Origin of the sequence: Streptomyces longispororuber (assembly GCF_014656095.1) — a bacterium.
Classification (GTDB): Bacteria; Actinomycetota; Actinomycetes; order Streptomycetales; family Streptomycetaceae; genus Streptomyces; species Streptomyces longispororuber.
The window spans coordinates 19,435-43,983 of the sequence record NZ_BNBT01000062.1 but is presented as its reverse complement, the minus strand read 5'-3'; the positions used below and the strand labels follow the sequence as shown (position 1 = coordinate 43,983).

24 protein-coding genes and 1 pseudogene are annotated in these 24,549 nt (G+C 73.3%); 10 read left to right on the top strand and 15 right to left on the bottom strand.

Annotated elements, in window-relative coordinates; all coding sequences use genetic code 11:
• From IE330_RS20155 to IE330_RS20140, 4 genes are all read right to left on the bottom strand, one after another.
• The coding region (locus tag IE330_RS20155) for a TerD family protein (protein ID WP_190137459.1) at window positions 1-669 on the bottom strand (669 nt) is incomplete at its 3' end.
• 140 nt (window positions 670-809) lie between these two features.
• Window positions 810-1,388 carry a TerD family protein gene (locus IE330_RS20150; RefSeq protein ID WP_190137458.1) on the bottom strand — a complete coding sequence of 193 codons (579 nt, stop codon included), beginning with the start codon at window positions 1,386-1,388 and terminating at the stop codon, window positions 810-812.
• A 149-nt stretch (window positions 1,389-1,537) separates the two neighbouring features.
• Window positions 1,538-3,691, bottom strand: coding sequence for an excinuclease ABC subunit UvrB (uvrB, locus tag IE330_RS20145; protein WP_190137457.1), 2,154 nt, complete (start codon window positions 3,689-3,691; stop codon window positions 1,538-1,540).
• A 63-nt stretch (window positions 3,692-3,754) separates the two neighbouring features.
• Entirely contained in the window at window positions 3,755-4,645 is an 891-nt protein-coding gene (locus IE330_RS20140; RefSeq protein ID WP_190137456.1) for an MHYT domain-containing protein, read from the bottom strand.
• Between the two features lie 296 nt (window positions 4,646-4,941).
• Here IE330_RS20140 and IE330_RS20135 point away from each other — a divergent pair, with 296 nt between their 5' ends.
• The 3 genes from IE330_RS20135 to IE330_RS20125 all read left to right on the top strand — a co-directional run bounded on the left by IE330_RS20135 (window position 4,942) and on the right by IE330_RS20125 (window position 8,133).
• Window positions 4,942-5,844, top strand: a complete 903-nt coding sequence (locus IE330_RS20135) for a glycerophosphodiester phosphodiesterase (protein ID WP_190137455.1) — start codon at window positions 4,942-4,944, stop codon at window positions 5,842-5,844.
• A 67-nt stretch (window positions 5,845-5,911) separates the two neighbouring features.
• Window positions 5,912-6,490 carry a methylated-DNA--[protein]-cysteine S-methyltransferase gene (locus IE330_RS20130; protein WP_190137454.1) on the top strand — a complete coding sequence of 193 codons (579 nt, stop codon included), beginning with the start codon at window positions 5,912-5,914 and terminating at the stop codon, window positions 6,488-6,490.
• Window positions 6,491-6,837: 347 nt separating this feature from the next.
• Window positions 6,838-8,133 (top strand): MFS transporter, encoded by a 1,296-nt coding sequence (locus IE330_RS20125; RefSeq protein ID WP_190137453.1) that lies wholly within the window; start codon window positions 6,838-6,840, stop codon window positions 8,131-8,133.
• Here IE330_RS20125 and IE330_RS20120 read toward each other — a convergent pair.
• A complete protein-coding gene (locus tag IE330_RS20120) occupies window positions 8,130-8,498 on the bottom strand; it encodes a cupin domain-containing protein (RefSeq protein WP_190137452.1) in 369 nt (122 codons plus the stop codon). The genes IE330_RS20125 and IE330_RS20120 overlap by 4 nt on opposite strands.
• A gap of 46 nt (window positions 8,499-8,544) precedes the next feature.
• Between IE330_RS20120 and IE330_RS20115 the strand changes: the two genes are divergently transcribed.
• From IE330_RS20115 to corA, 3 genes are all read left to right on the top strand, one after another.
• Complete coding sequence (locus IE330_RS20115) at window positions 8,545-9,495, top strand: pseudouridine-5'-phosphate glycosidase (protein ID WP_190137451.1); 951 nt, start codon at window positions 8,545-8,547, stop codon at window positions 9,493-9,495.
• Window positions 9,496-9,605: 110 nt separating this feature from the next.
• Window positions 9,606-10,616, top strand: coding sequence for a carbohydrate kinase family protein (locus IE330_RS20110; RefSeq protein ID WP_229925784.1), 1,011 nt, complete (start codon window positions 9,606-9,608; stop codon window positions 10,614-10,616).
• Window positions 10,617-10,888: 272 nt separating this feature from the next.
• A complete protein-coding gene (gene corA, locus IE330_RS20105; protein ID WP_190137450.1) occupies window positions 10,889-12,043 on the top strand; it encodes a magnesium/cobalt transporter CorA in 1,155 nt (384 codons plus the stop codon).
• Window positions 12,044-12,152: 109 nt separating this feature from the next.
• Here the strand turns inward: corA and IE330_RS20100 are convergent, their stop codons facing one another.
• Window positions 12,153-12,572, bottom strand: coding sequence for a CBS domain-containing protein (locus IE330_RS20100; RefSeq protein WP_190137449.1), 420 nt, complete (start codon window positions 12,570-12,572; stop codon window positions 12,153-12,155).
• A 103-nt stretch (window positions 12,573-12,675) separates the two neighbouring features.
• Window positions 12,676-13,308 carry a nucleoside/nucleotide kinase family protein gene (locus IE330_RS20095; protein WP_190137448.1) on the bottom strand — a complete coding sequence of 211 codons (633 nt, stop codon included), beginning with the start codon at window positions 13,306-13,308 and terminating at the stop codon, window positions 12,676-12,678.
• A 107-nt stretch (window positions 13,309-13,415) separates the two neighbouring features.
• On the opposite strand from IE330_RS20095, the gene IE330_RS20090 reads away from it, so the two are divergent.
• Together IE330_RS20090 and IE330_RS20085 are read left to right on the top strand one after the other, a co-directional pair.
• Window positions 13,416-14,147: a DUF2293 domain-containing protein gene (locus tag IE330_RS20090; RefSeq protein WP_190137447.1), complete on the top strand. Its 732-nt coding sequence runs from the start codon at window positions 13,416-13,418 to the stop codon at window positions 14,145-14,147.
• A 206-nt stretch (window positions 14,148-14,353) separates the two neighbouring features.
• Window positions 14,354-14,833 (top strand): anthrone oxygenase family protein, encoded by a 480-nt coding sequence (locus IE330_RS20085; RefSeq protein WP_190137446.1) that lies wholly within the window; start codon window positions 14,354-14,356, stop codon window positions 14,831-14,833.
• 144 nt (window positions 14,834-14,977) lie between these two features.
• Here the strand turns inward: IE330_RS20085 and IE330_RS20080 are convergent, their stop codons facing one another.
• From IE330_RS20080 to IE330_RS20070, 3 genes and pseudogenes are all read right to left on the bottom strand, one after another.
• Window positions 14,978-15,817: an SAM-dependent methyltransferase gene (locus IE330_RS20080; protein WP_190137445.1), complete on the bottom strand. Its 840-nt coding sequence runs from the start codon at window positions 15,815-15,817 to the stop codon at window positions 14,978-14,980.
• A gap of 198 nt (window positions 15,818-16,015) precedes the next feature.
• Complete coding sequence (locus IE330_RS20075; RefSeq protein ID WP_190137463.1) at window positions 16,016-16,231, bottom strand: DUF397 domain-containing protein; 216 nt, start codon at window positions 16,229-16,231, stop codon at window positions 16,016-16,018.
• A gap of 99 nt (window positions 16,232-16,330) precedes the next feature.
• A pseudogene (locus tag IE330_RS20070) lies at window positions 16,331-17,192 on the bottom strand (Sco1979 family transcriptional regulator).
• A 207-nt stretch (window positions 17,193-17,399) separates the two neighbouring features.
• Here IE330_RS20070 and IE330_RS20065 point away from each other — a divergent pair.
• A complete protein-coding gene (locus IE330_RS20065) occupies window positions 17,400-18,146 on the top strand; it encodes an ATP-binding protein (RefSeq protein WP_229925783.1) in 747 nt (248 codons plus the stop codon).
• A gap of 99 nt (window positions 18,147-18,245) precedes the next feature.
• Window positions 18,246-18,701 (top strand): hypothetical protein, encoded by a 456-nt coding sequence (locus IE330_RS20060; RefSeq protein ID WP_373314693.1) that lies wholly within the window; start codon window positions 18,246-18,248, stop codon window positions 18,699-18,701.
• A gap of 196 nt (window positions 18,702-18,897) precedes the next feature.
• Here IE330_RS20060 and IE330_RS20055 read toward each other — a convergent pair whose 3' ends face one another.
• From IE330_RS20055 to IE330_RS20035, 5 genes are all read right to left on the bottom strand, one after another.
• Window positions 18,898-19,095: a DUF8839 family protein gene (locus IE330_RS20055; RefSeq protein ID WP_190137461.1), complete on the bottom strand. Its 198-nt coding sequence runs from the start codon at window positions 19,093-19,095 to the stop codon at window positions 18,898-18,900.
• A gap of 189 nt (window positions 19,096-19,284) precedes the next feature.
• Window positions 19,285-20,004 carry a DUF899 domain-containing protein gene (locus tag IE330_RS20050; RefSeq protein WP_190137443.1) on the bottom strand — a complete coding sequence of 240 codons (720 nt, stop codon included), beginning with the start codon at window positions 20,002-20,004 and terminating at the stop codon, window positions 19,285-19,287.
• A 134-nt stretch (window positions 20,005-20,138) separates the two neighbouring features.
• On the bottom strand, window positions 20,139-21,410 hold the full coding sequence (locus IE330_RS20045) for a cytochrome P450 family protein (RefSeq protein ID WP_190137442.1): 1,272 nt from the start codon (window positions 21,408-21,410) through the stop codon (window positions 20,139-20,141).
• 135 nt (window positions 21,411-21,545) lie between these two features.
• On the bottom strand, window positions 21,546-22,901 hold the full coding sequence (locus IE330_RS20040) for an amidohydrolase (protein WP_190137441.1): 1,356 nt from the start codon (window positions 22,899-22,901) through the stop codon (window positions 21,546-21,548).
• A gap of 318 nt (window positions 22,902-23,219) precedes the next feature.
• Window positions 23,220-24,278, bottom strand: a complete 1,059-nt coding sequence (locus IE330_RS20035; RefSeq protein ID WP_190137440.1) for a phosphatidylinositol-specific phospholipase C domain-containing protein — start codon at window positions 24,276-24,278, stop codon at window positions 23,220-23,222.
• Window positions 24,279-24,549 lie beyond the last annotated feature (271 nt).

The following is a 24,549-nucleotide window of genomic DNA, read 5'->3' as shown; positions in this document are numbered from 1 at the left end:
GGGCGGGTGCTGTCCCACGGGGTGGCCCTCCGCCGGGACGGGCGCGGCCTGCCCCTGGGCGGCGGCCCGTACCCGGGTCCCGTCGGCCGGGCGGGGCGGTGGGGCCACGGCGCGTGCGAGGCCCCGGGCCACGGCTTCGTTGACGGCCGCCGCGAGCTCCTGCGCCTGGGGCAGGCCCTGGTCGTGCAGCATCTCGGCGAGGCCGCCGGCGTAGCCCTGGCCGACGGCGCGCACCTTCCAGGCGTCCTGCCTGCGGTACAGCTCCAGGGCGACGACGGCCGACTCGGTGCTGAGGTCCGTGAGGGTGTAGCTGGCGATCTCGGTGCCGTCGAGGGCGGTGACGGCCACGAACGGCGCGGCGACGGCGCCGAAGCTCGCCGGTCCCGCGGTGCCGACGGGCAGCGCGAGCAGGACGTTGACCCGGTGGGCTTCGCCCGGCAGCGCTTCGAGGTCGACGGCCAGGCGGTGGTCGGCGGCCGCCTGCCGGGACACCTCGAGCCCCGGCAGCGTGGGGGCTCCGGGGTGCGCGACCCAGGAGGCGCCGCGCACCTTGTGCTGGTCGTCGCTGAGCGTGGCGCCCGCGACGACCGGTTGGGCGGCCGACACCCGGATCTCGACGCGGGTGCCGGGAAGCGGGTGGTTCTGCCCCCTGACCAGCTCGGCCGTCATCGCGTTCGTTCCCCCTTGTCGGCCCCCTCGCCGGGCCTTCGTACGTGCTGTCGTGCCGGCAGGCCGGGACGGGGCCGCCGGTGCGGCGGCCGGTCCGTGCGGGTGCGGCAGGCGGTCCCCCCAGGGCGGCGGGGCGGTTCCTACAGGTGCGGCAGGATCGCCGGCATCAGGTCCTGGAAGGTGCGGCCGTTGGCGGGGCTGCCGAGGGCCGTCATCTGCCAGCCGGAGCCCGCGCGGTGCACCTTGGCCATGACCTGGGCGGTGTACTGGCCGCCGCCGTCGAGGGTGTAGCGGGCCAGCTCCTGGCCGTTGGTCTCGTCGACCAGGCGGCAGAAGGCGTTCTGCACCTCCTGGAACGTCTGTCCGGTGAAGGAGTTCACCGTGAAGACGATCTGGTCGATGTGGACCGGGACGCGCTGGAGGTCGACGAGGATGGCCTCGTCGTCGCCGCCCTGGCCGACGCCGCCGACCAGGTTGTCGCCGGTGTGCCGCACGGAGCCGTCGTCGCTGACGAGGTGGCGGAAGAACACCACGTCCACGGGCTGCTTGTCGGCGAACAGGACGGCCGACGCGTCCAGGTCCACCTCGCGGGTCCGGGTGCCGAAGAGGCCGCGCCGCTGGGCGGCCTTCCAGCCCAGTCCCATGCGCACCGCGGTCAGGGCGCCCCCGTCGTTCTTCTGCAGGCTGATGGCCTGGCCCTTGGTCATGTTGACCGTCACGCGCTGTCCCCTTCTCGAACTGCCCTGGGCGACCGCCGCCGTTTCGGCGGCCGCCCGTTCACCCTATGCAGCCGTGTCCAGCGCGCCGCAGGCCTGTGGGCACATTGTGTCGGTCTTGCAACACACCGCGACGCCGGGGCCGTTCCGGGCTATGCCAGTCCGGCCTCCTTCATCTGCCGCAGCTCCTTCTTCATCTCCGACACCTCGTCGCGCAGCCGGGCGGCGATCTCGAACTGGAGGTCCGCGGCGGCGGCCCGCATGCGCGCGGTCATGTCCTCGATCTGCGCGGCCAGTTCGGTGGCGGGCTTGTCCGTGGGCGTGCCCTGTCCGGCCTTGGCCTTGGCGCCCTTCTTGGCCGCCTTGCCGGGGGCGTCGCCGGCCGCCGTCCCGAGGGAAGGTACGGGGGCCTTGGCGCCCTTGCCGTCCTTGGACTTGCGGTAGTTCGACCCGAGGAGCTGCTCGGTGTCGACCTCCTCGCGCGCGATCGCCGACACGATGTCGTTGATCTTCTTGCGGAGGGGCTGCGGGTCGATGCCCTTCTCCTTGTTGTACGCGATCTGCTTCTCCCGGCGGCGGTTGGTCTCCTCGATGGCCTTCTCCATCGCCGGGGTGATCTTGTCGGCGTACATATGGACCTGGCCCGAGACGTTCCGCGCGGCGCGGCCGATGGTCTGGATCAGGGAGGTGCCGGAGCGCAGGAAGCCCTCCTTGTCGGCGTCGAGGATCGCCACCAGGGAGACCTCGGGCAGGTCGAGGCCCTCGCGCAGGAGGTTGATGCCGACCAGGACGTCGTACTCACCGGCGCGCAGCTCGCGCAGGAGCTCGACGCGGCGCAGGGTGTCGACATCGCTGTGCAGATAGCGGACCTGGATGCCCATCTCCAGGAAGTAGTCCGTGAGGTCCTCGGCCATCTTCTTGGTGAGGGTGGTGACGAGGACCCGCTCGTCCTTCTCGGTGCGCTTGCGGATCTCGTGCACCAGGTCGTCGATCTGGCCCTCGGTGGGCTTGACGACGACCTCGGGGTCGACGAGGCCGGTGGGACGGATGATCTGCTCCACGTACCCGTCGGAGCGGGACAGCTCGTACGGGCCCGGGGTCGCCGACAGGTAGACGGTCTGGCCGATGCGCTCCAGGAACTCCTCCCACTTCAGGGGGCGGTTGTCGAGCGCCGAGGGGAGCCGGAAGCCGTGGTCGACGAGGGTGCGCTTGCGGGAGGCGTCGCCCTCGTACATGGCGCCGATCTGCGGGACGGTGACGTGCGACTCGTCGAGGACGAGCAGGAAGTCGTCCGGGAAGTAGTCGAGGAGGGTGTGCGGCGGGGTGCCCGGCGCGCGGTCGTCGAAGTGCATCGAGTAGTTCTCGACGCCGGAGCAGGACCCGATCTGGCGGAGCATCTCCAGGTCGTACGTGGTGCGCATGCGCAGCCGCTGGGCCTCCAGCATCTTGCCCTGCTTCTCCAGCTCCGCGAGGCGCTCGGCGAGCTCCTTTTCGATGCCGTTGATCGCCTTCTCCATGCGCTCCGGGCCCGCCACGTAGTGGGACGCCGGGAAGACGTACAGGTGCTCGTCGTCGCTGATGACCTCGCCGGTGAGCGGGTGCAGCGTGGACAGCGCCTCGATCTCGTCGCCGAACATCTCGATGCGGACGGCGAGCTCCTCGTAGACCGGGAAGATCTCGATGGTGTCGCCGCGCACGCGGAAGGTGCCGCGGGTGAAGGCGAGGTCGTTGCGCGTGTACTGGATGTCGACGAAGCGGCGCAGGAGCTGGTCGCGGTCGATCTCGTCGCCGACCTTGAGCGGCACCATGCGGTCCACGTACTCCTGGGGGGTGCCGAGGCCGTAGATGCAGGAGACGGAGGCGACCACGATCACGTCACGGCGGGTGAGCAGCGAGTTCGTCGCCGAGTGGCGCAGGCGCTCGACCTCCTCGTTGATCGAGGAGTCCTTCTCGATGTAGGTGTCGGACTGCGGGACGTACGCCTCGGGCTGGTAGTAGTCGTAGTACGAGACGAAGTACTCCACCGCGTTGTTCGGCAGGAGCTCGCGGAACTCGTTCGCGAGCTGGGCGGCCAGGGTTTTGTTCGGCGCCATGACGAGCGTGGGGCGCTGGAGCTTCTCGATCATCCACGCGGTGGTGGCCGACTTGCCGGTGCCGGTCGCGCCCAGCAGGACGACATCCTTCTCACCTGCGCGGATGCGCTTCTCCAGGTCGGCGATGGCCGTGGGCTGGTCGCCACTGGGCTGGTACGGGCTGACGACCTCGAAGGGCGCCACCGTGCGTTCGATCTTTGATACGGGCCGCATGGGTTCCACCGTACGACTCCGCACTGACAACGCCGCTCCGCGCGGCGCCGCCCGCCGCCGCCCTCACCACTTCTGCGGGGCGCGGACGCCGGGCCTGCGGCGGACGCGCCGGCCCGGGCGCACCGGGGCACGGCGGCCGACGTGCGCGTACGGGCGGTCGCCGGAGCGCGGCACGAAGGAGGAGTGGGGGCGCGGGCGGGCGGCGGCCTTCTTGAGGTCGGCCTTGCCCAGCATCATCAGCGGGTCGAACATCACGATCACGCCCGCGAGCAGCAGGAAGACCAGCGGGCCGATCATGAGGGGCGCGAGCAGCTCCGCGGACGTGCCCTCGGAGGGCGTCTTCGGGGTGCTGTGCAGGTGGACGCTGACGGCGGCCATGCCGGTGTAGTGCATGCCGCTGACGGCCAGGCCCATGACCATGCTGGCGCCCAGGCTCCACAGGAAGCCGCGCACCTGCCCGGCCGCCCAGAGCGCCGCGATGGCGGCGACGACGGCGATCACCACGGAGGCGGCGACGGTGAGGGTGTTGTACTCCAGCCTGCCGCCAAGGCGCATACCGGCCATCCCCAGGTAGTGCATCGTCGCGATGCCCAGGCCGGTGAGGGTGCCCCCGGTGAACAGGGCGGTTCCCCCGGCCCCCCGGTAGCCGACGATGAAGATCCCGACGCCGACCATGACGATGGCGACGGCGAGGCTCGCGAAGGTGGTCGCCCGGTCGTAGTGGATCGGGGTCTCCTGGACGGTGAAGCCCATCATGGCGATGAAGTGCATGGTCCATATGCCGGAGCCGATCGCGGCGGAGCCGAGGGCGAGCCAGCCCGGCCGCCAGGAGTGCGCGACGAGCAGGGACCTCGTGGTGCAGCGCAGGCCGAGGGCACCGCCGAGACAGGCCATGAGGTACGCGACCACAGGTGTGACGAGCCCGTAGCTGAAGCCGTCGACCGTGCCCTCCATGAGCGCTAGCCCTCCCGCCTGTCGTACCCGAATGCCCCGGGATGGTCGTGCCCGAGCGCCCCGGAACAGCCCGTCCGGCCCCGGCCGGCCGTCAGGTGACGGGGCGTCGGCTGAGGCGAGGGTAGGGCCCGTCCAGGAACGTACGAACGATTTTCCGGCAAAGAGACACGGGTCCCACGCGCGGGGTCCCCACATGGGGGGCTGGTGTTCAACCTGTGGCCATCCTGCACCTGTTTCTCGTTGGCCGTGGACTGTCACGCTCGTCGCGTCCCCGAGTTCTGACGCGAGGAGAAGACGTGCCCGCACGCGCAGCCGCCGCCACGACCGCCGCCCTCCTGGGGGCAGGCGCCCTTGTCCTGCCCGGCACCGCCACCGCCGCGACGCCCGCGCCGCAGGCGGGGGTACAGGCGGCCGGTCAGCACCACAGGCCGCTGGTCGTCGCCCACCGCGGGGCCTCCGCCTACGCCCCCGAGAACACCCTCGCGGCCATCGACAAGGCCGACGAGATGGGCTTCCGGTGGGTCGAGAACGACGTGCAGCGCACCAAGGACGGCGTGCTCGTCATCGTGCACGACGACAACCTGAAGCGGACGACGAACGTCGAGGAGGTCTTCCCCGACCGCGCGCCCTGGAAGGTGAAGGACTTCACCTACAAGGAGATCGCGAAGCTCGACGCGGGGAGCTGGTTCAGCCCCGCGTACAAGGGCGCGCGCGTGCCGACGCTCACCCAGTACATGAACCGGGTCTCGCACAACCACCAGCGGCTCGTCCTGGAGATCAAGAAGCCCGAGCTGTACCCCGGCATCGAGCGGGACACACTGCGGGTGCTGCGCAAGACCGGCTGGCTCGACCGCCACCACGTGAAGCACAAGCTGGTCGTCCAGAGCTTCAGCGCGGACAGCGTACGGACGGTGCACGACCTGCGGCCCGACGTCAAGACGGGCTTCCTGGGCACGCCGGCGGCCTCGGAGCTGCCCAAGTACACGGAGTTCGCCGACCAGATCAACTCGACGCACACGTCGATCACCGCCGACTACGTGGCCCGCATCCACCAGCTCAAGGGAGCGCACGGCAAGCCGCTGGAGATCTTCACCTGGACCGTCGACGAGGCCGCGGCGGCGCGGCGGGTCGCCGGATTCGGCGTGGACGGCATCATCACCAACAAGCCCGACGTGGTCCGGGCCGCCCTGCGCGACTGACCGCGAAGCCCTCGGCGGCGGGACCGTGCCGGGGGCGTTGTCAGTGCCCGGTCGTACGGTGGTGTGCATGAACGCCATGGGGCACACCGAGCAGGGTCAGCAGCGGGGCGCGCAGCCGGGCCCGGTGTGGGCCGTCGTCCCCAGCGACATCGGCCCGCTGCTGCTCGCCGCGACCGGCAAGGGCCTGGTCAACGTCGTCTTCCACGCGTCGGACGCCGTGCGGGACAAGGCCGTCGAGCGGCTCGGCGCCCGCCTGGGCGCCGAGCCGGTCGAGGCTCCCACGTCCCCGCTGCTCGCGGAGTCCATACGCCAGTTCGAGGCCTATTTCGCGGGCGGGCGGCGCGACTTCGAGCTGCCGCTCGACTGGTCGCTGATCTCCGGCTTCAACCGCCAGGTGCTCCGCGAGCTGGCGACCGGCGTCCCGTACGGGACGGTCGTGGGGTACGGGGACCTGGCCCGCCGCGTCGGCCAGCCCGGCGCGGCCCAGGCCGTGGGCGTCGCGATGGGCGCCAACCCGCTGCCGGTCGTGGTGCCCTGCCACCGCGTGGTCGAGAGCGACGGCGGCATCGGCGGCTTCGGCGGCGGCCTGGAGACGAAGCGGCACCTGCTCGCGCTGGAGGGGGTCCTGCCCGCGCCGCTGTTCTGAGGCGGGGCGCCGGGGCGCAGCGCCGACGAGGCCGCGTACCAGGGAGCCGAGGTTGTCGGGGCCGGGGCTGCTGCCAGGGCTGTCATGGAGGGGCTGCGCCGTCAGGGCTTTCAAAGCCGGGGCTGTCGGGCTGTCAGGGTCAGGGCTGTCAGGGCTGTCAGGGGGTGCTGGCACACTGCGCGCGTGACCGCATCCTCCATAGCCTCACACCCGCCGCACCCGTCGCGCGCCCGGCGCTCATCGCGCTCGCCGCACGCCCCGCGCCCGCCGCGCCCGTCGCGCCGTCCGTCCCGCCGCCCGGGGCACCTGACGGACGGCCTGTCGGACCGCTGTCCGGCGCGTGGCCGGTGACCGCCGTGGAGGGGGCGGGCCTCGCGCCCGTCGCCGTGGCCGATCTGCCCGCGCTGCGCCGCCGCGTCTCCGCGGTCCTCGTCGCCAGTCAGATCCTGGGCGGCCTCGGCGTCGCCACCGGTGTCGCGCTCGCCGCCGTGCTGGCGAAGGAGGTCAGCGGCACCGAGTCGCTGTCCGGTCTGGCCCCCACCGCGACGGTCGCGGGCACCGCCGTCCTTTCGGTGCCGCTGGCCGCGCTGATGACCGCGCGGGGCCGGCGTCCCGGCCTCGTCCTGGCGTACCTGATCGGCGCGGCGGGCGCGGTGGTCGTCGTCGTGGCCTCGGCCGTCGGGAACTTCCCGCTGCTGCTCGTGGGCATGGCCGGGTTCGGCGCGGCGTCCTCGGCGAACCTGCAGGCGCGGTTCGCGGCCGCCGACCTGGCCGAGCCCTCCGTGCGGGCCCGGGCCATCTCGAACGTGGTGTGGGCCACCACGATCGGCGCGGTCCTCGGCCCGAACATCGCGGCGCCCGCGGGGCGCAGCGTCTCGGCCCTGGGCGTCCCGGAGGCGTCCGGCGCGTTCGTGTGGGCGGCCGGGGCCTTCCTGCTCTCGGCGGTGGTCGTGGCGGTGCTGCTGCGCCCCGACCCGCTGCTGACCGCCCGCGCCCTGGAGCCGGACGCGGACACCTCGGCGGCCGGCCGTTCGCTGCGCGCCGGAATCGCCGCCGTCGCCGCGTCCGGCCGGGCCCGGCTGGCCCTGATGACGGTCGCGGTCGCGCACACCGCCATGGTCTCCGTCATGTCGATGACACCGGTCGACCTCGGCCACCACGGGGCGGGCATCGACCTGATCGGCCTGGTCATCAGCGGGCACATCGCGGGCATGTACGCCTTCTCCCCCGTGATGGGGCGGCTCGCGGACCGGTTCGGGCGGCTCGGTGTCATCGGCCTCAGCGTGGGCCTGCTCGCCGTCTCGGCCCTGTTGGCGGGCACGGCGGGCGGCCGCCACGCGCAGACGGCGGCGGGCCTGTTCCTCCTCGGGCTCGGCTGGTCGGCGGGGCTGGTGTCCGGTTCCGCGCTGCTCACCGACTCCGTACCGCAGGCCGCGCGGGCCGCCGCGCAGGGTCTGTCGGACCTGACGATGAACACGGCGGCGGGCGTCGGCGGCGCGGTCGCGGGACTCGTGGTCGCGCGGGCGAGCTACGGCTGGCTCACGCTCGGGGCGGCGCTGCTGCTCCTGCCGCTGGCCGCCCTGGCCCTGTGTACCCGGGGGCCGGGCCACGGGCGGGGCTCGGACGCCGCAGGGGCCGGTTAGGCGCTCTGCGTGATGTGGTAGGCCTTGCGCAGCGTCTCGTGGACGGTCCACGTCGTACGGTCGCCCTCGCGCAGGACGGCCGCGTCGCCGGGGCCCACCTCCAGGACGCCGCCGCCCTCCACCTCGATGGTGGCCCGCCCGCTGACGACCACGAACAGCTCGTCGGCCTCGGTGTCGGTCACCACGCCGGGGGTGATCTGCCAGATGCCGCGCACCTGCTTGCCGTCGGCGGACTCCCACAGGACCTTGCCGGTGACCACGGGGTCACCCGACACGATCTGCTCGGGGTCGAGCGGCTCCTCCTCCAGCTCGGCATCCGGAATGTGGACGACAAAAGACGCGGCGTTCTGATCGTTCGTGGTCATGGCCGGTCACCCTAATGGGTTTGCCGTGCCGCACCGGCCGCCAGGGATGAAGCCAGGAGCGAAGGCGTCCCGACCGGCAGGAGGCAGACCTGTGTTGGTGGTGTCCGACGAGGTACAGACGGCTCTCGCACGACAGCGGCCGGTCGTGGCCCTGGAGTCCACGATCATCGCGCACGGGCTGCCGCGCCCGCGCAACCTGCGGGTGGCACGGGAACTGGAGGCGGCCGTACGCCAGGAGGGCGCCGTCCCGGCGACGATCGCCGTCCTGGACGGGCGCCCGCACGTCGGCCTGGACGACGAGCAGGTGGAGCGGATCGCCGGGGAGGACGGCATCCGCAAGCTCGGCCACCGCGACCTGCCCTTGGCCGTCGCCACGGGCGCGAGCGGGGCGACGACGGTGTCGGCGACGGCACTGTTGGCCGCGCGCGCGGGACTGCGGGTGTTCGCCACGGGCGGGCTCGGTGGAGTGCACCGCGAGTGGACGGCGACCCAGGACGAGTCGGCGGACCTGGGGCTGCTGGCGCGGACGCGCGTCACGGTCGTGTGCGCGGGCGTGAAGTCGATCCTGGACGTGGCGGCGACCCTCCAGCGCCTGGAGACCCTCGGCGTCGCGGTCGCCGGGTACCGGACGGAGCGCTTCCCCGGCTTCTACCTCGCCGACTCCGGCCACCCGGTGGACTGGACGCTGCGGACGCCGGACGACGTGGCGGAGGTGATGCGGGCCCAGGACGCGCTGGACGGGCCCGAGTCGGCGCTCGTCGTGGCCAACCCCGTGCCCGAGGAGGAGCAGCTCGATCCCACGCTGCACGCGCGCGTACTCGACCGGGCCCTACGGGAGTGCGACGCGCGGGGCGTGACGGGGCAGGCAGTGACCCCGTTCCTCCTGGACTTCCTGGTACGGCACACCGAGGGGGCGTCACTGGAGGCGAACCTCGCGGCGGTACGCGGCAACGTACGCCTCGCGGCACGGATCGCCACCGCGTGGGCGCAGGGATGAGGCAGGAGGGCCCCGGGAGCGGGCCGGGCGGCGCCTCCACAGCAGGCAGCGGCCACCGGTCAGGCGGTGCCTCCAAGCCGAGCAGCGCCCACCGGCCAGGCGACACCACCATGCCAAGCAGCGCGTCGAACAGCGCCCACCTGCCCAACCGCTCCCCAGGCCTGCTGGTCGTCGGAGACGTCGTCACCGACATCGTCGCCCGGCACCGCGCGCCGCTCTCCCCCGGCACCGACACGGCCGCCGCCGTCCGCGTGGTGCCGGGCGGCGCGGGTGCCAACGTCGCCTGCTGGGCGTCCCATTGGGGCCACCCGGACGTCCGCTTCCTGGGCCGCGTGGGCGCCGACGCGGCGTCATGGCACGAGGAGCACCTGTCCCGGGCGGCCGTACGGGCTCGTCTCGCCGTCGACCCCGAGGCACCGACCGGCACGGTCATCAGCCTCGTCGACACGGGCGACGCCGCGGCGGAGCGTACGTTCCTCACCGACAGCGGCGCGTCCCTGCGCCTCACGCCCGGCGACTGGACGCCCGAGCTGCTCGACGGGGTCGGCTGGCTGCACCTGTCCGGCTACTTGTTCTTCGCCGAGCCGAGCCGGGCGGCGGCGCGGGCAGCTCTCGACGCGGCCCGGGCGCGCGGTGTGACGGTGAGCGTGGACCCGGCCTCGGCGGGCTTCCTTGCCCGGCACGGGCCGGACCGGTTCCTGACGTGGACGGACGGCGTCGACGTCCTGCTCCCGAGCCGGGACGAGGCGGAACTGCTCACCGGCCTCCGGGACCCGGCGGCCGCGGCGGTGGAACTGAACCGCCGGTTCGCCGAGGTGGTCGTGAAGCTGGGCGCCGAGGGCGCGCTGGTCGCCCGGGGTGGCGCGGTGCGGGTCCGCGCACCCGCGGTGCGGGCGGAGGCACGGGACTCCACGGGCGCGGGCGACGCCTTCACCGGCGCGTTCATCGCGTCGCGGCTCGCCGGAGCGGGCCTGCGGGACGCGGTGGCCGAGGGCTGCCGGGCCGGGGCACGGGCGGTGTCGCGGGTGGGGGCACGGCCCGAGCCGGCGCCGCCACCACGGACGGCCTCCCTACCGGTGCCCGCGCCGACGGCGCCCTTGCCACGGCCGCGAGGCGGATGACATCGCCGGAGCGCCGAACGGCCGCGAGGCGGATGACATCGCGGGAGCACCGAAGGAGTAACGCAGGAGCGCCGGAGGAGGAGCGCAGGAGCGGCGAAGGAGTAGTGCAGCCAGGAGCGGAGGATGGAGAGCGGGAGGAGCGAAGGAGCGGCGAGGAAAAACGCGCGAGGCAGGGGGATATGGACCGGAATCTTCCGTTCCCACAGGCCTCCACGCGATGTCGGGGTCGGCTGGCAGACTTGTTCATCGAGTCCAGATGCAAGGAGTCGCTCATGTCGATGGGGGTCAATCTGCGGAAGGTGGGCGGGTTCCGCAAGGTCGGGAGCCTGCGGACCGTCCGCGGTCTGCGGAAGGTGGCGCGCCTGACCCGGCGCAGCCCGCGTGTCGACCTGAGCCACCCGGCCCGGTCCCCTCTGGGCTCCTCGGTGGTGAAGTGCGTGACGTACCGCAAGGGGGTGCGGCAGAGCACGGCGCGCGACGACGATCTCGTCGAGGCCGTGACGCGGGTCCGCAAGGACGACGACGGCTTCGTCTGGCTGGGTCTGCACGAGCCGACGGAGGCGGAGTTCGGGGACGTCGCCGAGTTGTTCGACCTGCATCCGCTGGCGGTGGAGGACGCGGTCCACGCCCACCAGCGCCCGAAGGTCGAGCGGTACGGACAGTCGCTGTTCGCCGTGTTCAAGACGGTCTGCTACGTGGAGCACGCCGAGTTGACGGCGACCAGCGAGGTGGTGGACACCGGCGAGATCATGGTCTTCGTCGGCCGGGACTTCGTCATCACCGTGCGGCACGGCAGGCACGGTTCCCTTGGCCCGCTCCGCGAGCAGCTCGAGTCGACGCCCGAGCAGCTCGCGCAGGGCCCGGCGGCGGTGCTGCACGCCATCGCGGACCAGGTCGTGGACGACTACCTCGCGGTGACGGAGGCGGTGCAGAACGACATCGACGAGGTCGAGTCGGAGGTGTTCTCCCCCACCGGCGGGCGCACGGCCGACCCCGGCCGTATCTACCAGCTCAAGCGTGAACTGCTGGAGCTGAAGCGGGCGGCGGTGCCGCTCGGCCGCCCGCTGCAGGTGCTCGCCACCCAGCCCATGCGCGTCATCGCCCCAGAGATACAGGCGTACTTCCGCGACGTGGACGACCACCTCAAGCGCGTGGCCGACCAGATAGCCGCCTTCGACGAACTGCTGAACTCCATCCTGCAGGCCCACCTGGCCCAGGTGACGGTCGCGCAGAACGAGGACATGCGGAAGATCACCGCCTGGGCCGCCATCGTGGCCGTGCCAACGATGGTGTGCGGGGTCTACGGCATGAACTTCGACCACATGCCCGAGCTGCGCTGGCAGTACGGCTACGCACTGGTCATGGGGGTGATCGCCACGGCGTGCTGCGCGCTGTACCGGGGTTTCCGGCGCAACGGTTGGCTGTGAGGGGCGCCGCGCCGGCGGCGGGCTCCCATTCCGGGCGGGGCCCAGCCTCCGGCGCGTGGGGTTCCGGCCCTCGGCGCAGCGAGGTGTCAGCCCTCGGCCCGGCGCAGTCTCAGCTCTTGGCGTAGACGCTCTCGCACCACGACGCGAGCTGCTCCTCCGACAGGTGCTGGGCGAGGTCGGCCTCGCTGATCATCCCGACGAGGCGCTTGTTCTCGATCACGGGCAGCCTGCGGATCTGGTGGCCGCGCATCTCCTCAAGGACGGTGTCGACGTCGGCGTCCGCGGCGATCCAGCGCGGCGTGCCCTGGGCGAGTTCGCCCGCGGTGACCTGCGACGGGTCGTGCCCCATCGCCACGCAGCGGACGACGATGTCGCGGTCGGTGAGGATGCCGCACAGGCGCTCGTTCTCGTCGCTGATGGGCAGGGCGCCCACGTCGAGCTGGCGCATCAGTTGCGCCGCGCGGTCCAGGGTCTCGTGGGCGGGGATCCAATGGGCCCCGCTGTGCATGATGTCTCCGGCGGTGGTCATGACGTACCTCCCGGTGCCGGACGGCCGGCGCGGCGCGGGGGCACCGCTAGTCCCGACGACTTCATTGTCATCGCCCCGCCCGGCCGGTGCACCCGCAGCGGAATCAGCCGCTCCAGGCCGGGTGCCGGGGGTCGTCGGCCCGGACGAGCACGTCGGCGGCGGCCGCGGGGTCGTGCTCGGCCTCGTAGCGCTCGAAGGCGGGCAGCGTCCACTGTTCCTCCGGTGGCGTGCGCCGCCGCAGCGCGCCCGGGGAGAGGCGTACGTGCACCGTCAGATCGAAGGGGAACCAGTGACCGAACAGCAGGGGGCCGTGCAGCAACAGCAGGCTGCCGGGAGCGAGGTGGACGTACGGGCTGCGTGTGGCGCGGTCGGACACCGGGTCCCACAGGTCGGGCAGGACCCGGCCGGTGCCGCCCGCTTCCAGGGGGCCGAAGACCTCGCGCCACAGGGCGGCCGTGTCGAACCAGCCGCTGTAGTAGGCCTCGACGTCCTCGTGCCCGTACTCGAACCGCAGCGAGGCGGGCCGCAGGAAGCCCTGCGTGCCGACGACGAGCGCGGGCCGCCCGCGTACCCGCAGCGCCTCGCCGACCCGGGCCGCGAGGTCGCCGGGCCGGGCCGCGGGCGCGCCGTCGAAGGCCACGCGGGGCCAGGGGGCGCCGTCCGCGGGGCTCAGCTCCAGGAGCCGGTCGGCGAGGCTGTCGGTGAGCCGTTCCCAGGTGATCGCTTCGAGTCGCACGGGGCCATGATGCCCGGCGGCCCGGGGCGCGGGCCGGGCCGGGCCGGGCCGATCGGCCTGGGGGCGCTTCCGCGTACGGCCTGCCATCGGGCGGGAAGGAACCTCCCATGAGACCCACCGTGGACCCCGCCGTGGAACCCGCCCTGGAGCCCTCCACGACCCCGCCCCAGCCGGCGGCGGCCCAGGGCACCGCGCGCCTTGTGGTGTTCCGGCCCCTGAAGCGCAAGCGGTGCGCGGAGTGCGGGGCCGGGCCGTTGTCGCTGCTCGTCCTCGCGGACGGCAGGCCGCGCTGTCTGGGCTGCGCCGACCTCGGCCACCTGGTGTACCTGCCGCGCGGCGACACCGCCCTGACCCGGCGGTCGCGGGAGGGGAGCGGCCTGTGGGCGGTGGTGGTCCGCTTCAACCGGCGCAAGAGCCGGTACGAGCGCCAGGGCGTGCTGGTCGAGGAGGCGGCGCTCGCGCGGGCCGAGGAGCGGTGCCTCGCGGACGCGGAGGCGCGGGCGCGGCGCCGCGCGCGGGACGCGGTCCGGCGGGCGGCGGGGGACGAGCGGTTCGCGGCGGCGTTCGCGGCGGAGATACTGCGGCTCTTCCCCCGCTGTCCGCCGGAGCGGGCCCGGCGGATCGCCGGGCACGCCTCGGTGCGCGGCAGCGGTCGCGTGGGCCGCAGCGCGGCCGGCCGGGCGCTCACGCCGGGCGCGGTGACGGCGGCCGTGACCGCGGCGGTCCGCCACGGCGGGACGGAGTACGACGCGCTGCTGATGCGGGGCGTCCCCCGCGGCGAGGCCAGGCGCCACACGGCGGGCGCGGTGGAAGCGGCCCTGCGGGTCTGGCGGGAGTGACCCCGCCGGGGCGGGGCCCGGCAGGGCGGTGAGACGGGCGCGTATGAGGGGGCGGGGCAGGGACATGGCCGAAAGCGCGTCGTGGCATTTCACTTGTCGCAGACACACCACACCGTGCAGGATCTTGCGCGGCGCGCCGACCGCCCCGAGGCCCGGTCCCCCGGGAGCAGCGATCGTCCGAAGGCCGGACCAGTCAGGGAGTTGCCATGATCGAGGGACCCTACTTCGTGCTCACCGTCCTCGGCGCCGTCGCCTGCGGTCTGGTCGCGGGTGTGTTCATCGGCTTCTCCACGTTCGTGATGAAGGGCCTGGCCGCGCTGGACCCGGCCCGGGGCATCGCCGCGATGAACGCCATCAACGTCGCGGCGGTCACGCCGGCATTCATGGCCCTGTTCATGGGCGCGACCGGACTGTGCGCGGTGCTCGCCGTGGTCACCTTCGTGCTGTGGCCGGACGAGGGCACGGTGGAGCTGCTGCTCGGCGCCGCGCTGTACCTGGTGGGCTGCTTCGGCGTGACCGTGGCGGCGAACGTGCCGCGCAACGACGCGCTGGCGAAGGTGGACGCGGAGTCGGAGCAGGGCGCCGCGTACTGGCGTACGTACGTGCGGGAGTGGACGGTGTGGAACCACGTCCGCACCGGTGCCGCCACCGCCGCCGCGGCGTCCTTCGTCATCGGCATCACCTGACCTCGGCATCACCTGACCCGCGGCCCGCCCCGCGGCCTGACGTGCGGCCTGACCCGCTGCCCGTCCCGCGGCACTCCCGTGCCCCTCCCCCGCGCCACGGCACCACGCCACGGCACCACACCGCGAGAGGTCACACCCCGCGGGTCACGCCTTCCGTGCCACGCCGCCGTAGATGGGCACCGGCCCCTCGCCCGCCACCGGAACGGGCTCCCCCAGTTCGGGATGCCACGCGTCCACGACCGTCACGCCCGGGGGTGTGAGATCGAGGCCGTCGAAGAAGCGGAGGACGTCCGCGCGGTCGCGCAGGGCGAGGTCCAGGTCGCGGGACCTGTACAGGTCCCCCGCGGCCTTGGCGCGGTCGGGGGTGAACTCGCCGGTGCCGTGCGACAGCATCAGCCAGCTACCCGACGGCAGCGCGGACATGAGCCGGTCCACCAGCTCGTACGGGCCGTCCTGGTCCGGCACGAAGTGCAGCAGGGCGATCAGGGAGAGGGCGACGGGCCGGGTGAGGTCGAGCGTCGCGCGGACCCGGTCGAGGATCGCCGCCGGTTCGCGGACGTCCGCCTGGATGTACTCCGTCGCGCCCTGGGGGGTCGAGCGGAGCAGTGCCTCCGCGTGGGCCAGCACGATGGGATCGTTGTCGCAGTACACGACGCGGGCGTCGGGTACGGCGCCCTGCGCGATCTGGTGGAGGTTCGGCTCGGTCGGTATGCCGGAGCCGATGTCGAGGAACTGGCGGACCCCGGACGCCGCCAGCCACCGCGTCGCGCGCTGCATGAACGCCCGGTTGGCCCGCGCGATGCCGGGGATGCGCGGGTCCATGGAGACGAGCCGGCGGCCCATCTCCTCGTCGACCGGGTAGTTGTCCTTGCCGCCGAGCCACCAGTCGTACATCCGCGCGGGGTGCGGCTTGCTGGTGTCGATGTACGGCGACGCGGCCGCCTCCGCCGCGGCGCGGGGGCGGCCGGCTCCGGACCCGGTCATGGGGACTCCTCGTCGGCTCGGCCGCAACGGACCGCGGCAGCTTGCACGCGCACCTCGTACGTCCCGCACGGTGGCCCAGGCACAGCCACGTACGGAAGGGGCGGTGGACAACTTACGGACACCGTACGGACAAAGGTGCGGGCGGGCGTAGGGATCGCGCCAGATCCGGACGCGTGCGGCGCGGGGCCGCTACGCGCGTCACGACAGCAGGAAGTCCGCCTCCCCCGCCTTCGCGCCCTGTATGAACGCCCGGATCTCGCCATCGGTGTAGATGAGGGCGGGGCCGTCGGGGTCGGAGGACTGGCGTACGGCGACGCGGCCGTCGGCGAGCTTCATGGCTTCCAGGCAGTTGCCGCCGTTGCCGCCGCTCCAGGGCTTGTGCCAGCCCTCGTTGCCGAGGTCGCGGGCGGGCATGCCGTTGTAGACCCGGGAGGACCCTGGGGGCCGGGAATCGGCGCGGGTGTCGGGCCGGGACGCGGGGCCCGTGCCCGCACGGTGTCGATCTCGGTCCATTCACAGCTCCTTGCGGACATCCCGGAGGATCTCCTTCGTGCGTTGTGCGGTAGCGGCCTGGGCCGCCATGCGGTCCATGACCTCCAGGTGCGTCGCCACCTCGGCGCGTGCGTCCAGGTAGACGGCGCCGGTGAGGTACTCGCTGTAGACCATGTCCGGAAGCTCCGCCATGGCGAAGCGGAAGAGCACGAACGGTCCGAACGTGCCCGGGTGCGGGCCCGCCGCGAACGGCGCGACCTGCAACGTCACATGCGGCATCTCGGTCGCCTCGAGCAACCGGTCGATCTGCGCGCGCATCACCTCGGGGCCGCCGACGGGCCGCCGCAGCGCCGTCTCGTCCATGACGACCCACAGGCGCGGCGCGTCCTCGCGGCTGAGCAGCGTCTGGCGCTCCATGCGCAGGGCGACGTAGCGCTCGATGTCCTCGGGCCGGGTCTGACCGATGGCCCCGGACAGCAGGACGCCACGCGCGTAGTCCTCGGTCTGCAGCAGACCGGTGCATGAAGTGCGGTTCGTACGACCTGATGAGGCTGGCGGCGCCCTCCAGGCTGACGTACATGCTGAACCAGTTCGGCAGGATGTCGTGGAACCGCTGCCACCAGCCCGGCTTGTTCGCCTCCTCGGCGAGGGCGACGAACGCCTCGGCCTCGTCGTCCGGCACGCCGTACGCCTTCAGGAGGAGCTGCAGATACGGGATCTTCAGCGCGACCTCGGCGGTCTCCATGCGGCGCACGGTGGCCGGGGCCACACGCAGGACCCGCGCGGCCTCGTCGCGCTTGAGTCCCGCGCGCTCACGCAGGTCCTGCAGGCGACGACCGAGAACGACCTGCCCGACGGTCGGCGCCGACCGCGGTTCGCTCACGACTTACCTCCACCCACTACGCGTCACTCTCTGCATCGCATCTTGCCACTTCGCGTCACTGTACGTAGTCACGCGGTGCGTCAACTCACGCCGCATGGTGAGGCGTTGCGAGAAGTGTGCCATGGGACGTCTCAAAGGAACATGTCACTGTGCACTTTTCAGAGTGGCTCTTGCCAAGGTGTTCGCGACGGGGCGATAGTGGAGAGCGTGACTCCGCCCGCATCGTTAGGAACTGAAGCCACCGAGCCCCGACTTGGCGCCCGCGCCGAGGAGCGGACCGAGGGCGCCGATCCCTGCGTCACCTTCACCCTGGCCGCGCTGCCGAGCTCTGTCGGCCGTGCCAGGCGGCTGACGCGCGACCGGCTCAGTTCCCTCGCGGTCGGCGACGACGCCTGTGACACCGCGGCGCTCGTCGTGTCGGAGCTGGTCACCAACGCCATCGTGCACACCGCGAGCCGGACCGTCGTCTGTGAGATCCGCACGGAAGCCGACACCGTGCGGATAGCCATACGCGACGAGGGCTGTGGATCGGGGGTTCCACGCCCGACCGGCCTGCGCGGGCCTGACGAGGAGCACGGGAGGGGGTTGCTCCTCGTGAGTGCCGTGAGCAACGCATGGGGTGTCCAGCAGTCCGGAACCGGCCTTTCGGTGTGGGCGGAGCTACCGATGTCTCCGCCGACCGACCAGTTCGGCGGGGATCTCGACAGCCTGGCCTTCGACACCGGCACCGATCTCCTCGGCACCGGTCCACTCGGGAGCGATCCACGCGTGAGCGATCCACTCGGGGCCGATCGCCTCGGGACGGATCGCCTCGGAACCGAGCACCGCGGGAGCGGGACCGATCGCCTCGGCGGCGGTCACTCCGGCCGGCGGCCGGGACAGGGAACACAGCAGAGACGGACGGCTTCGGCGCCTGCGGGTGCCGCGCCCCCGGCGGCCACGGCAGAGGCCTGACCGGCGGCGTGCGCCATCGGACCAACCAGCGCGTGACCGACGGCCCGCGAGCCGCCGGGGCAGGGATGCGAGTGCGACAGTGATGCGGTCGGGGGATATGTGAGCACGGGGACAGCACGACCGTTCGACCTTGACACCTTGGTACGGCTCTCGCGCGAGCGGGAGCGGGCGACCGGACGGCGAGCCGTGATTGTGCAGCCAGTGGCACGGCTCGCCGTCCCCGCCGGAATGCGGCAGCCGCTCGGCTGCGACGCCGTCGCCGCACCCGCGGAGTTCGGACCGCGGCTCCTCGAACGGCTGCCCCGCGTCGGCTGCGTGTACGAGGACGGACCGCGCTGGTGGTGGATCGTTCCCGCGGAGTCCGACGTGGCGCTGGAGTGGCCGCCCTCGGCGTTCTACTCGCCGGGCGCGCTGGTGCCGGACGCGACGCGGGAGCCCGTGCTCGTGCACCGGCCGGAGAGTTCGGTGCCGTACACGCCGCCCATCCCCCTGTACCTGGCCCTGTGCCGGATGTCCGGCGCCGTCCCGGGCTGGGCCGGGCCCGTGCGCGCCTGACTCCCGGGCGCACAGCACTGAGGGCGGCGCACGCCGATCGGCGTGCGCCGCCCCTTTTGTTGGCGCAATCCGTTCGTTTTGCGTCAGATACGGACGGACCCTGGCCCATGGAGCATGGGTGACTGTCTGTCACCGCTCATTATGACCGTCCGTCACCACCGGGTCGCGGGCATATGGCCTTCGGCCCGGCTCCCGCTCAGGCGACGGAGCACTCGTCGGCACCCCGGCGCTCCGGCCCGTCCCGCACGATCACGAGAAAGGCGTCGGTCGCCAGGTCCATCACGACCTCGGCGGGCTGTCCTTCACTGCGCCGGTCCCGCGCGAACTCCTCCGCGGGCCACGATCCACGCGGCCCGCCCGCGGGAAAGCGCTCCAGCACCACTCGTCCGTTCATCATGTTCCTTGATCCCCCGTGTGTGTCCCGTGCGGAGCGACGGCTCCGCACTGAGGAGAACGCGCGACACACGCGGAAGGACTCGCGGCGTGACCCAACCGAGACGGAGCCGGGGCCGTTCCCGGGCATTCCGCACCCCCGCCCCCACGGAATCCACCGTCCCCAGGTCCCCCCTCCCGTCCCGTGGGCTCAGTACCCGTACGGTCCGTGCAGCTCGTACTCCTCGTACTCGTCGTGGTAGCGCACCTCTCCGCCGCCGGCCGGCGCGCCGAGTGCCGTGGCGCGGCCCTTGGGCTCCTCCCACTGCTCCTGGCGGCCGAGCGCGGTGAGGTCGAGCAGGCTGGTGGTGGAGCCGAGGCCGTCGAGGCCGCGGTCGAACGTCGAGTACGTGTGGAAGACGCGGTCGCCGTCGCGCAGGAAGCAACTGATGCCGGGGCGGTCCACCAGGTGCCCCCGCGGGTCGGGGCGCGTCGCGTCGAAGTCGCGGTTGAACTCGGCGCCGCACGTGGAGTACCAGGGCACGACCCAGCCCATGCGGGCCTTGAAGGGCAGGATGCGGGTGAAGGGGGCGCGGGAGAGCGCGACGAACGTCGTGCCCCGGGCCCGCAGGTGGGCCAGGTGCCCGATCTGGTCGAGGAACGCCGCGCAGCCGCGGCAGCCCGCGTCCCACTCCGGGGCGAACATGAAGTGGTGCACGACGAGCTGGGCGCGCCCTTCGAAGAGGTCGAGCAGCGTCACCTTGCCGTCGGCACCGTCGAAGACGTACTCCTTGACCACTTCCACCATCGGGAGCTCGCGCCGCTCGGCGTTGAGCGCGTCGCGGGCGCGCGTGACGGCCTTCTCCTTGGCCAGCAGTTCGTCGCGCGCCGCCTGCCACTCCTCGCGCGTGACGATGTGCGGAAGTCCCATGGCGCATTCCTCCGGGTCGCGGTCCGCGGTTCTCGGCAGGGTTGACCCCCGCCGCCACCGGAACTCATCGGTGCGGCGCGGAATTTCGGGAAGGGCTTCCCACAGCGGCACAGCGGCACAGCGGCACGACGTCCTCAGAGCGTGACCGGCAGGGCGAGCAGACCGCGCGCCCGGATGGAGGGGCGCCACCGCAGCTCCTCCTCCGGTACGGCGAGGGCGAGCCGCGGGAAGCGCCGGAGGAGTTCGTCGAGCGCGATCGTCGTCTGGAGGCGGGCGAGGGGCGCGCCCAGGCAGTGGTGGATGCCGTGGCCGAGGGCGAGGTGGCCGCTCGTGTCGCGCGTGATGTCCAGGCGGTCGGGGTCGGGGAAGCGCTCCGGGTCGCGGCCCGCGGAGCCGAGGGACAGCAGGACGGTCTCGCCACGGGGCACCCGCACACCGGCGATGGTGACGTCCTCCAGCGGGAAGCGCCGGATCGCGAGGAGCGCCGGGCCCTCGTGGCGCATGAACTCCTCGACGGCGCCGGGCAGCAGGGCCGGGTCGGCGCGCACCGCGGCGAGCTGGGCGGGGTGGCGGAGCAGTCCGATGACGGCGGTGCCGATGAGCTGCACCACGTTCTCGTACCCGGCGAACAGGAGCAGGAAGGCGAGCGACATCAGTTCGTCCTCGCTGAGCCGGTCGCCCTCGTCGCGGGCGGCGATCAGGTCGGAGAGCAGGTCGTCGCCCGGCGCCGCGCGCTTCTCCGCGAGGAGCGCGGTGAAGTAGCGGAGCAGCTCACCGACGGCTTCCTTGGCGCGCCCGGGCCGTTCCGGGTCGGGTACGACGAGCGCGTCGGTCCAGGTCCGCAGGTCCCGGCGGAGCGCGGCGGGCACGCCGAGCAGGTCGCAGATGACGGCGATGGGCAGCGGGGCCGCGTACGCGGCGACGAGGTCGACGCCGCCGGTGCGGCCCGCCTCCTCGGCGGCGTCGAGGAGTTCGGCGGCGGCGCGGCGCACGGGCGCGCGCAGCCGCTCGACGCGGCCGGGGGTGAAGGCCTTGACGACCAGGCGGCGGATCCGGGTGTGGTCCGGCGGGTCCATGTTCATCATGTTGGCGTCGAGGGCGGGCGGCAGCGCGAAGCCCTGGTAGTTGCCGGGCAGGGCGTGCGACTTGTCCAGCGAGAGGCGGGGGTCCGCGAGGGCCTCGCGGACGTCGGCGTAACGGGTGACGAGCCAGGCGGCGTTGCCGTCGGTGCCGGTGACGCGGCGCACGGGCGCGTGCTCGCGCAGCGCGGCGTAGGTGCCGTAGGGGTCGTCGACGAGCCCGTCGGGGGTGCCGGGGGCGCCTTCGGGGGCGCCTTCGAGCGGTGCGGGAGCCGCAGGGGCCGCGGAGGACTCGTCAGGGGACGCGGAGGGCCGGGGTGTCGCCATGGTGCTCACCCTAAGGAGTGGTGGTCGGGGGCTCACGGCCGGGCTGTGGTCGCGCACGGGCGGGAGGCCGCTTCGGCACACGGGCAACGGCCCGGCCCGCGCGGCGGCTCACGCGCCGTACCCCCACCGTCTCCTTCACGCGTCGTACTCCTGGATCCGCCGGCCGTGGCCCCGCTCGACGAGGGCGGGCAGCCGCTCGGTCAACTCGGCCGCCACCGCCGCGACGTCGACGGTCAGCAGCTCGCGGTCGCGCATCAGGATCCGCCCGTCCACGATCGTCGTACGGACGTCGCCGCTGCGGGCGCTGTGGACGAGCGTCGCGGCCAGGTCGTGCACGGGCTGGGTGTGCGGCCCGGTGAGGTCGACGAGGATCAGGTCGGCGCGGCGGCCCGGGGCGAGGGAGCCGATCCGGTCGCCGAGGCCGACGGCGCGGGCGCTCTGGAGCGTGGCGTGGTGGAGGGCCTGGCGGGCGGTCAGCCGGCGGGGGTCGCCGGTGGCGGACTTCTGCACGAGCGCGGTGAGCGCCATGGACTCCCACACGTCCAGGGTGTTGTTGGAGGCCGCGCCGTCGGTGGCGAGCCCCACCGGGATGCCGAGGTCGGCCAGGAACCGTACGGGGGTGGGGTCCCAGGCGAACTTCAGATAGCCCCGCGGCGCGCTGGCGACGGCGACGCGGCCGGTGGCGGCGCGCAGCGCGGCGGCGTCGCGGTCGACGATGCCGGTGCCGTGGGCGATGAGGACGTCGACGTCGAGCAGGCCCACGCGGTGCAGGATCTCGACGGGGGTGGCGCCGTGCCGGGCGAGGCTGTGTTCGGTCTGGGCGCGGCTCTCGGCGGCGTGCAGATGGACGAGCAGGCCGTGGTCGCGGGCGAGTTCGGCGGTGGCGGCGAGGTCGGCGTCGTCGACGGTGTACGGGGCGTGCGGGGCGAGGCAGGTGGTGACGCGGCCCTCGGCGGCGCCCGCGCGGCGGAGCGCGAAGTCCAGGGACGCCTCCCGGCCGCCGGGCCCCTGCGAGGAGAAGTATGCCTGTCCGAGCACGGCACGCAGACCGGTTTCGGCGACGACGTCGGCGACGGTGTCCATGGCGAAGTAGTGGTCGGCGAAGGTGGTGACGCCGCCGCGGATCAGCTCGGCGCAGGCGAGCCGGGCGCCGAGCTCCACGTCGCGCTCGCGGAGGTTGGACTCGATGGGCCACACGCGGTCGTTGAACCACTCCTCCACGGGCAGGTCCTCGGCGGCCCCGCGCAGGGCCACCATCGGCGCGTGCGTATGGCAGTTGATCAGGCCGGGCAGGGCGGCCTGCCCGCGTGCGTCGAGGCGTTCGACGGCGTCGATCCCGGCGGCCGCCGCGGCGGTGGTGACGTCACTGATCACGCCGGAGCGGACGACGACGGCGGCGTCCTCGGCGAAGGCGATGCCCTCCGCCGGGTCGTGGACGAGGACGGTGCAGCCGCTGATGACGAGGTCGGCGGGGGCGGGGGGCGCTGTCATCCGTTCACGGTACGGGGCGCGGGCCGTTCCGGCAGGGGTGCGGGGCGGGCCCGGGGCGGGTGCGGGGCAGGTCCGGCGCGGGTGCGGGGCAGGTCCGGCGCGGGTGCGGGGCAGGTCCGGCGCGGGCGCCGGGCGGGGTCCAGCAAGGGCGCACGGCCGCTCCGGCCCGGACACGCGCCCCTCGCGGCCCGACCACCGCACGCGCGCCCGCCACCCGAAGGGCCCGCCACACCCCAAGGGGCAGCCACCACTCCCCGAAAAGGCCACTGAGCCCGGACAGGCCGCCGAGCCCGAGCCCCCAGACCCGAAGGCGCCGCCCTAACCGCGCGGCAGCACCGTCGACAGCACCCCCGGCAGCGGATACCAGTCCGCCGACACGACGCTGGCGTGGCGGCGGGCGAGCAGGGTGACCCGGTCGCGGGCCTGGGTCTCGGTCGGGCGGGTGCCGTCGATGGCGGGCGGCACCTTGTGGGCGTCGGTCATGACGACCAGGTAGCCCCGGTCGGCGTACCACTTCGTGTCGACGGACCCGCCCGCGTACACCGACGCGTCCCCGTCGAACAGCACGAACCACGGCCGGATCGAGGCGTCCGCGTACCGCGTGCGCGGGTCGCCGGATGCGGCGCCGAGCACGGCGGGGAAGGCAGCGGCGTCGCCGAGTCCGCCCGCGGCGGCCAGGTCCCGCAGGTGGGTGGCGTACTCGCGGTCGGTCCACAGGGTGTCGACCGGGTTGTTCTGCTCGACGGTGCCGGGGATCAGTTCGACGACGAACTTCCCCGCGAGCGCGGACCGGCCGGGCCAGCCCTTGGCGCGGACGGCCGCGTCGAGCGTCTGCCCGCCCGTCGCGAGGTCGCCGGGCCGGTACAGGGCGTCCCCGAGCCCGGTGCGCAGCAGCGCGTCGAGGTCGGCGGGGCCGCGCCCGTGGCGCGCCTGGAAGCCGTCCTTCAGCTCGATCTTGAGGAGCACGGGCCGGTGCCCCGGGTGGGCGTCGTGCCAGGCCCTGAGGTCCGCCAGGCAGCCGTCGAGCCGCTGGTCGCGCGGCTTGGTGCGCAGTTCCTCGGGCCGCTGCGCGTTCTCGCAGTTGTTGTCGTTGCCGAGGGGGTTGCCGTGCGAGACGCGCCAGCCGCGGCCGAAGGCGTTGGTCCACACGTCGAGTTCAAGCATGGCGGCGCCGGAGTCGAGCGCGTCGGCGAGGTAGGGGTACTTGGCCTTCTCGTACGCGTTGTGCAGGCCCACCCCGGTGGTCGCGGCGTACGAGGGGTCGTCCGTGGCGGTGGTCCGGGGCTGTGCCGCCACCGGTGTCCCCGCGAGCACCCCCGCGGCGACACACCCCGCCACCACCCCGCGTACCGCCTTCCGCACCGTCACCGCGCGCACAACCGTCCCCTTCCGCACCACTGATGGAATCCGCTGATCAGGTCCGCTGATCAAGCCCACGGAAACGTACGGGATTGACGTGGCGTCACGGAAGACGGCTCTTTACGGCCACCCGGCACGGCGTGGCCGTCGCGCACCCCCCGCGGCCCCTACTGTGGTCGACCGCCACCGGACACACCGCCACCCGTCGCACCACCGCCGGACACACCATCGCCGGACACACCTCCACCGGCCGCATCATCACCAGCCGCACCACCACCGATCGCACCAC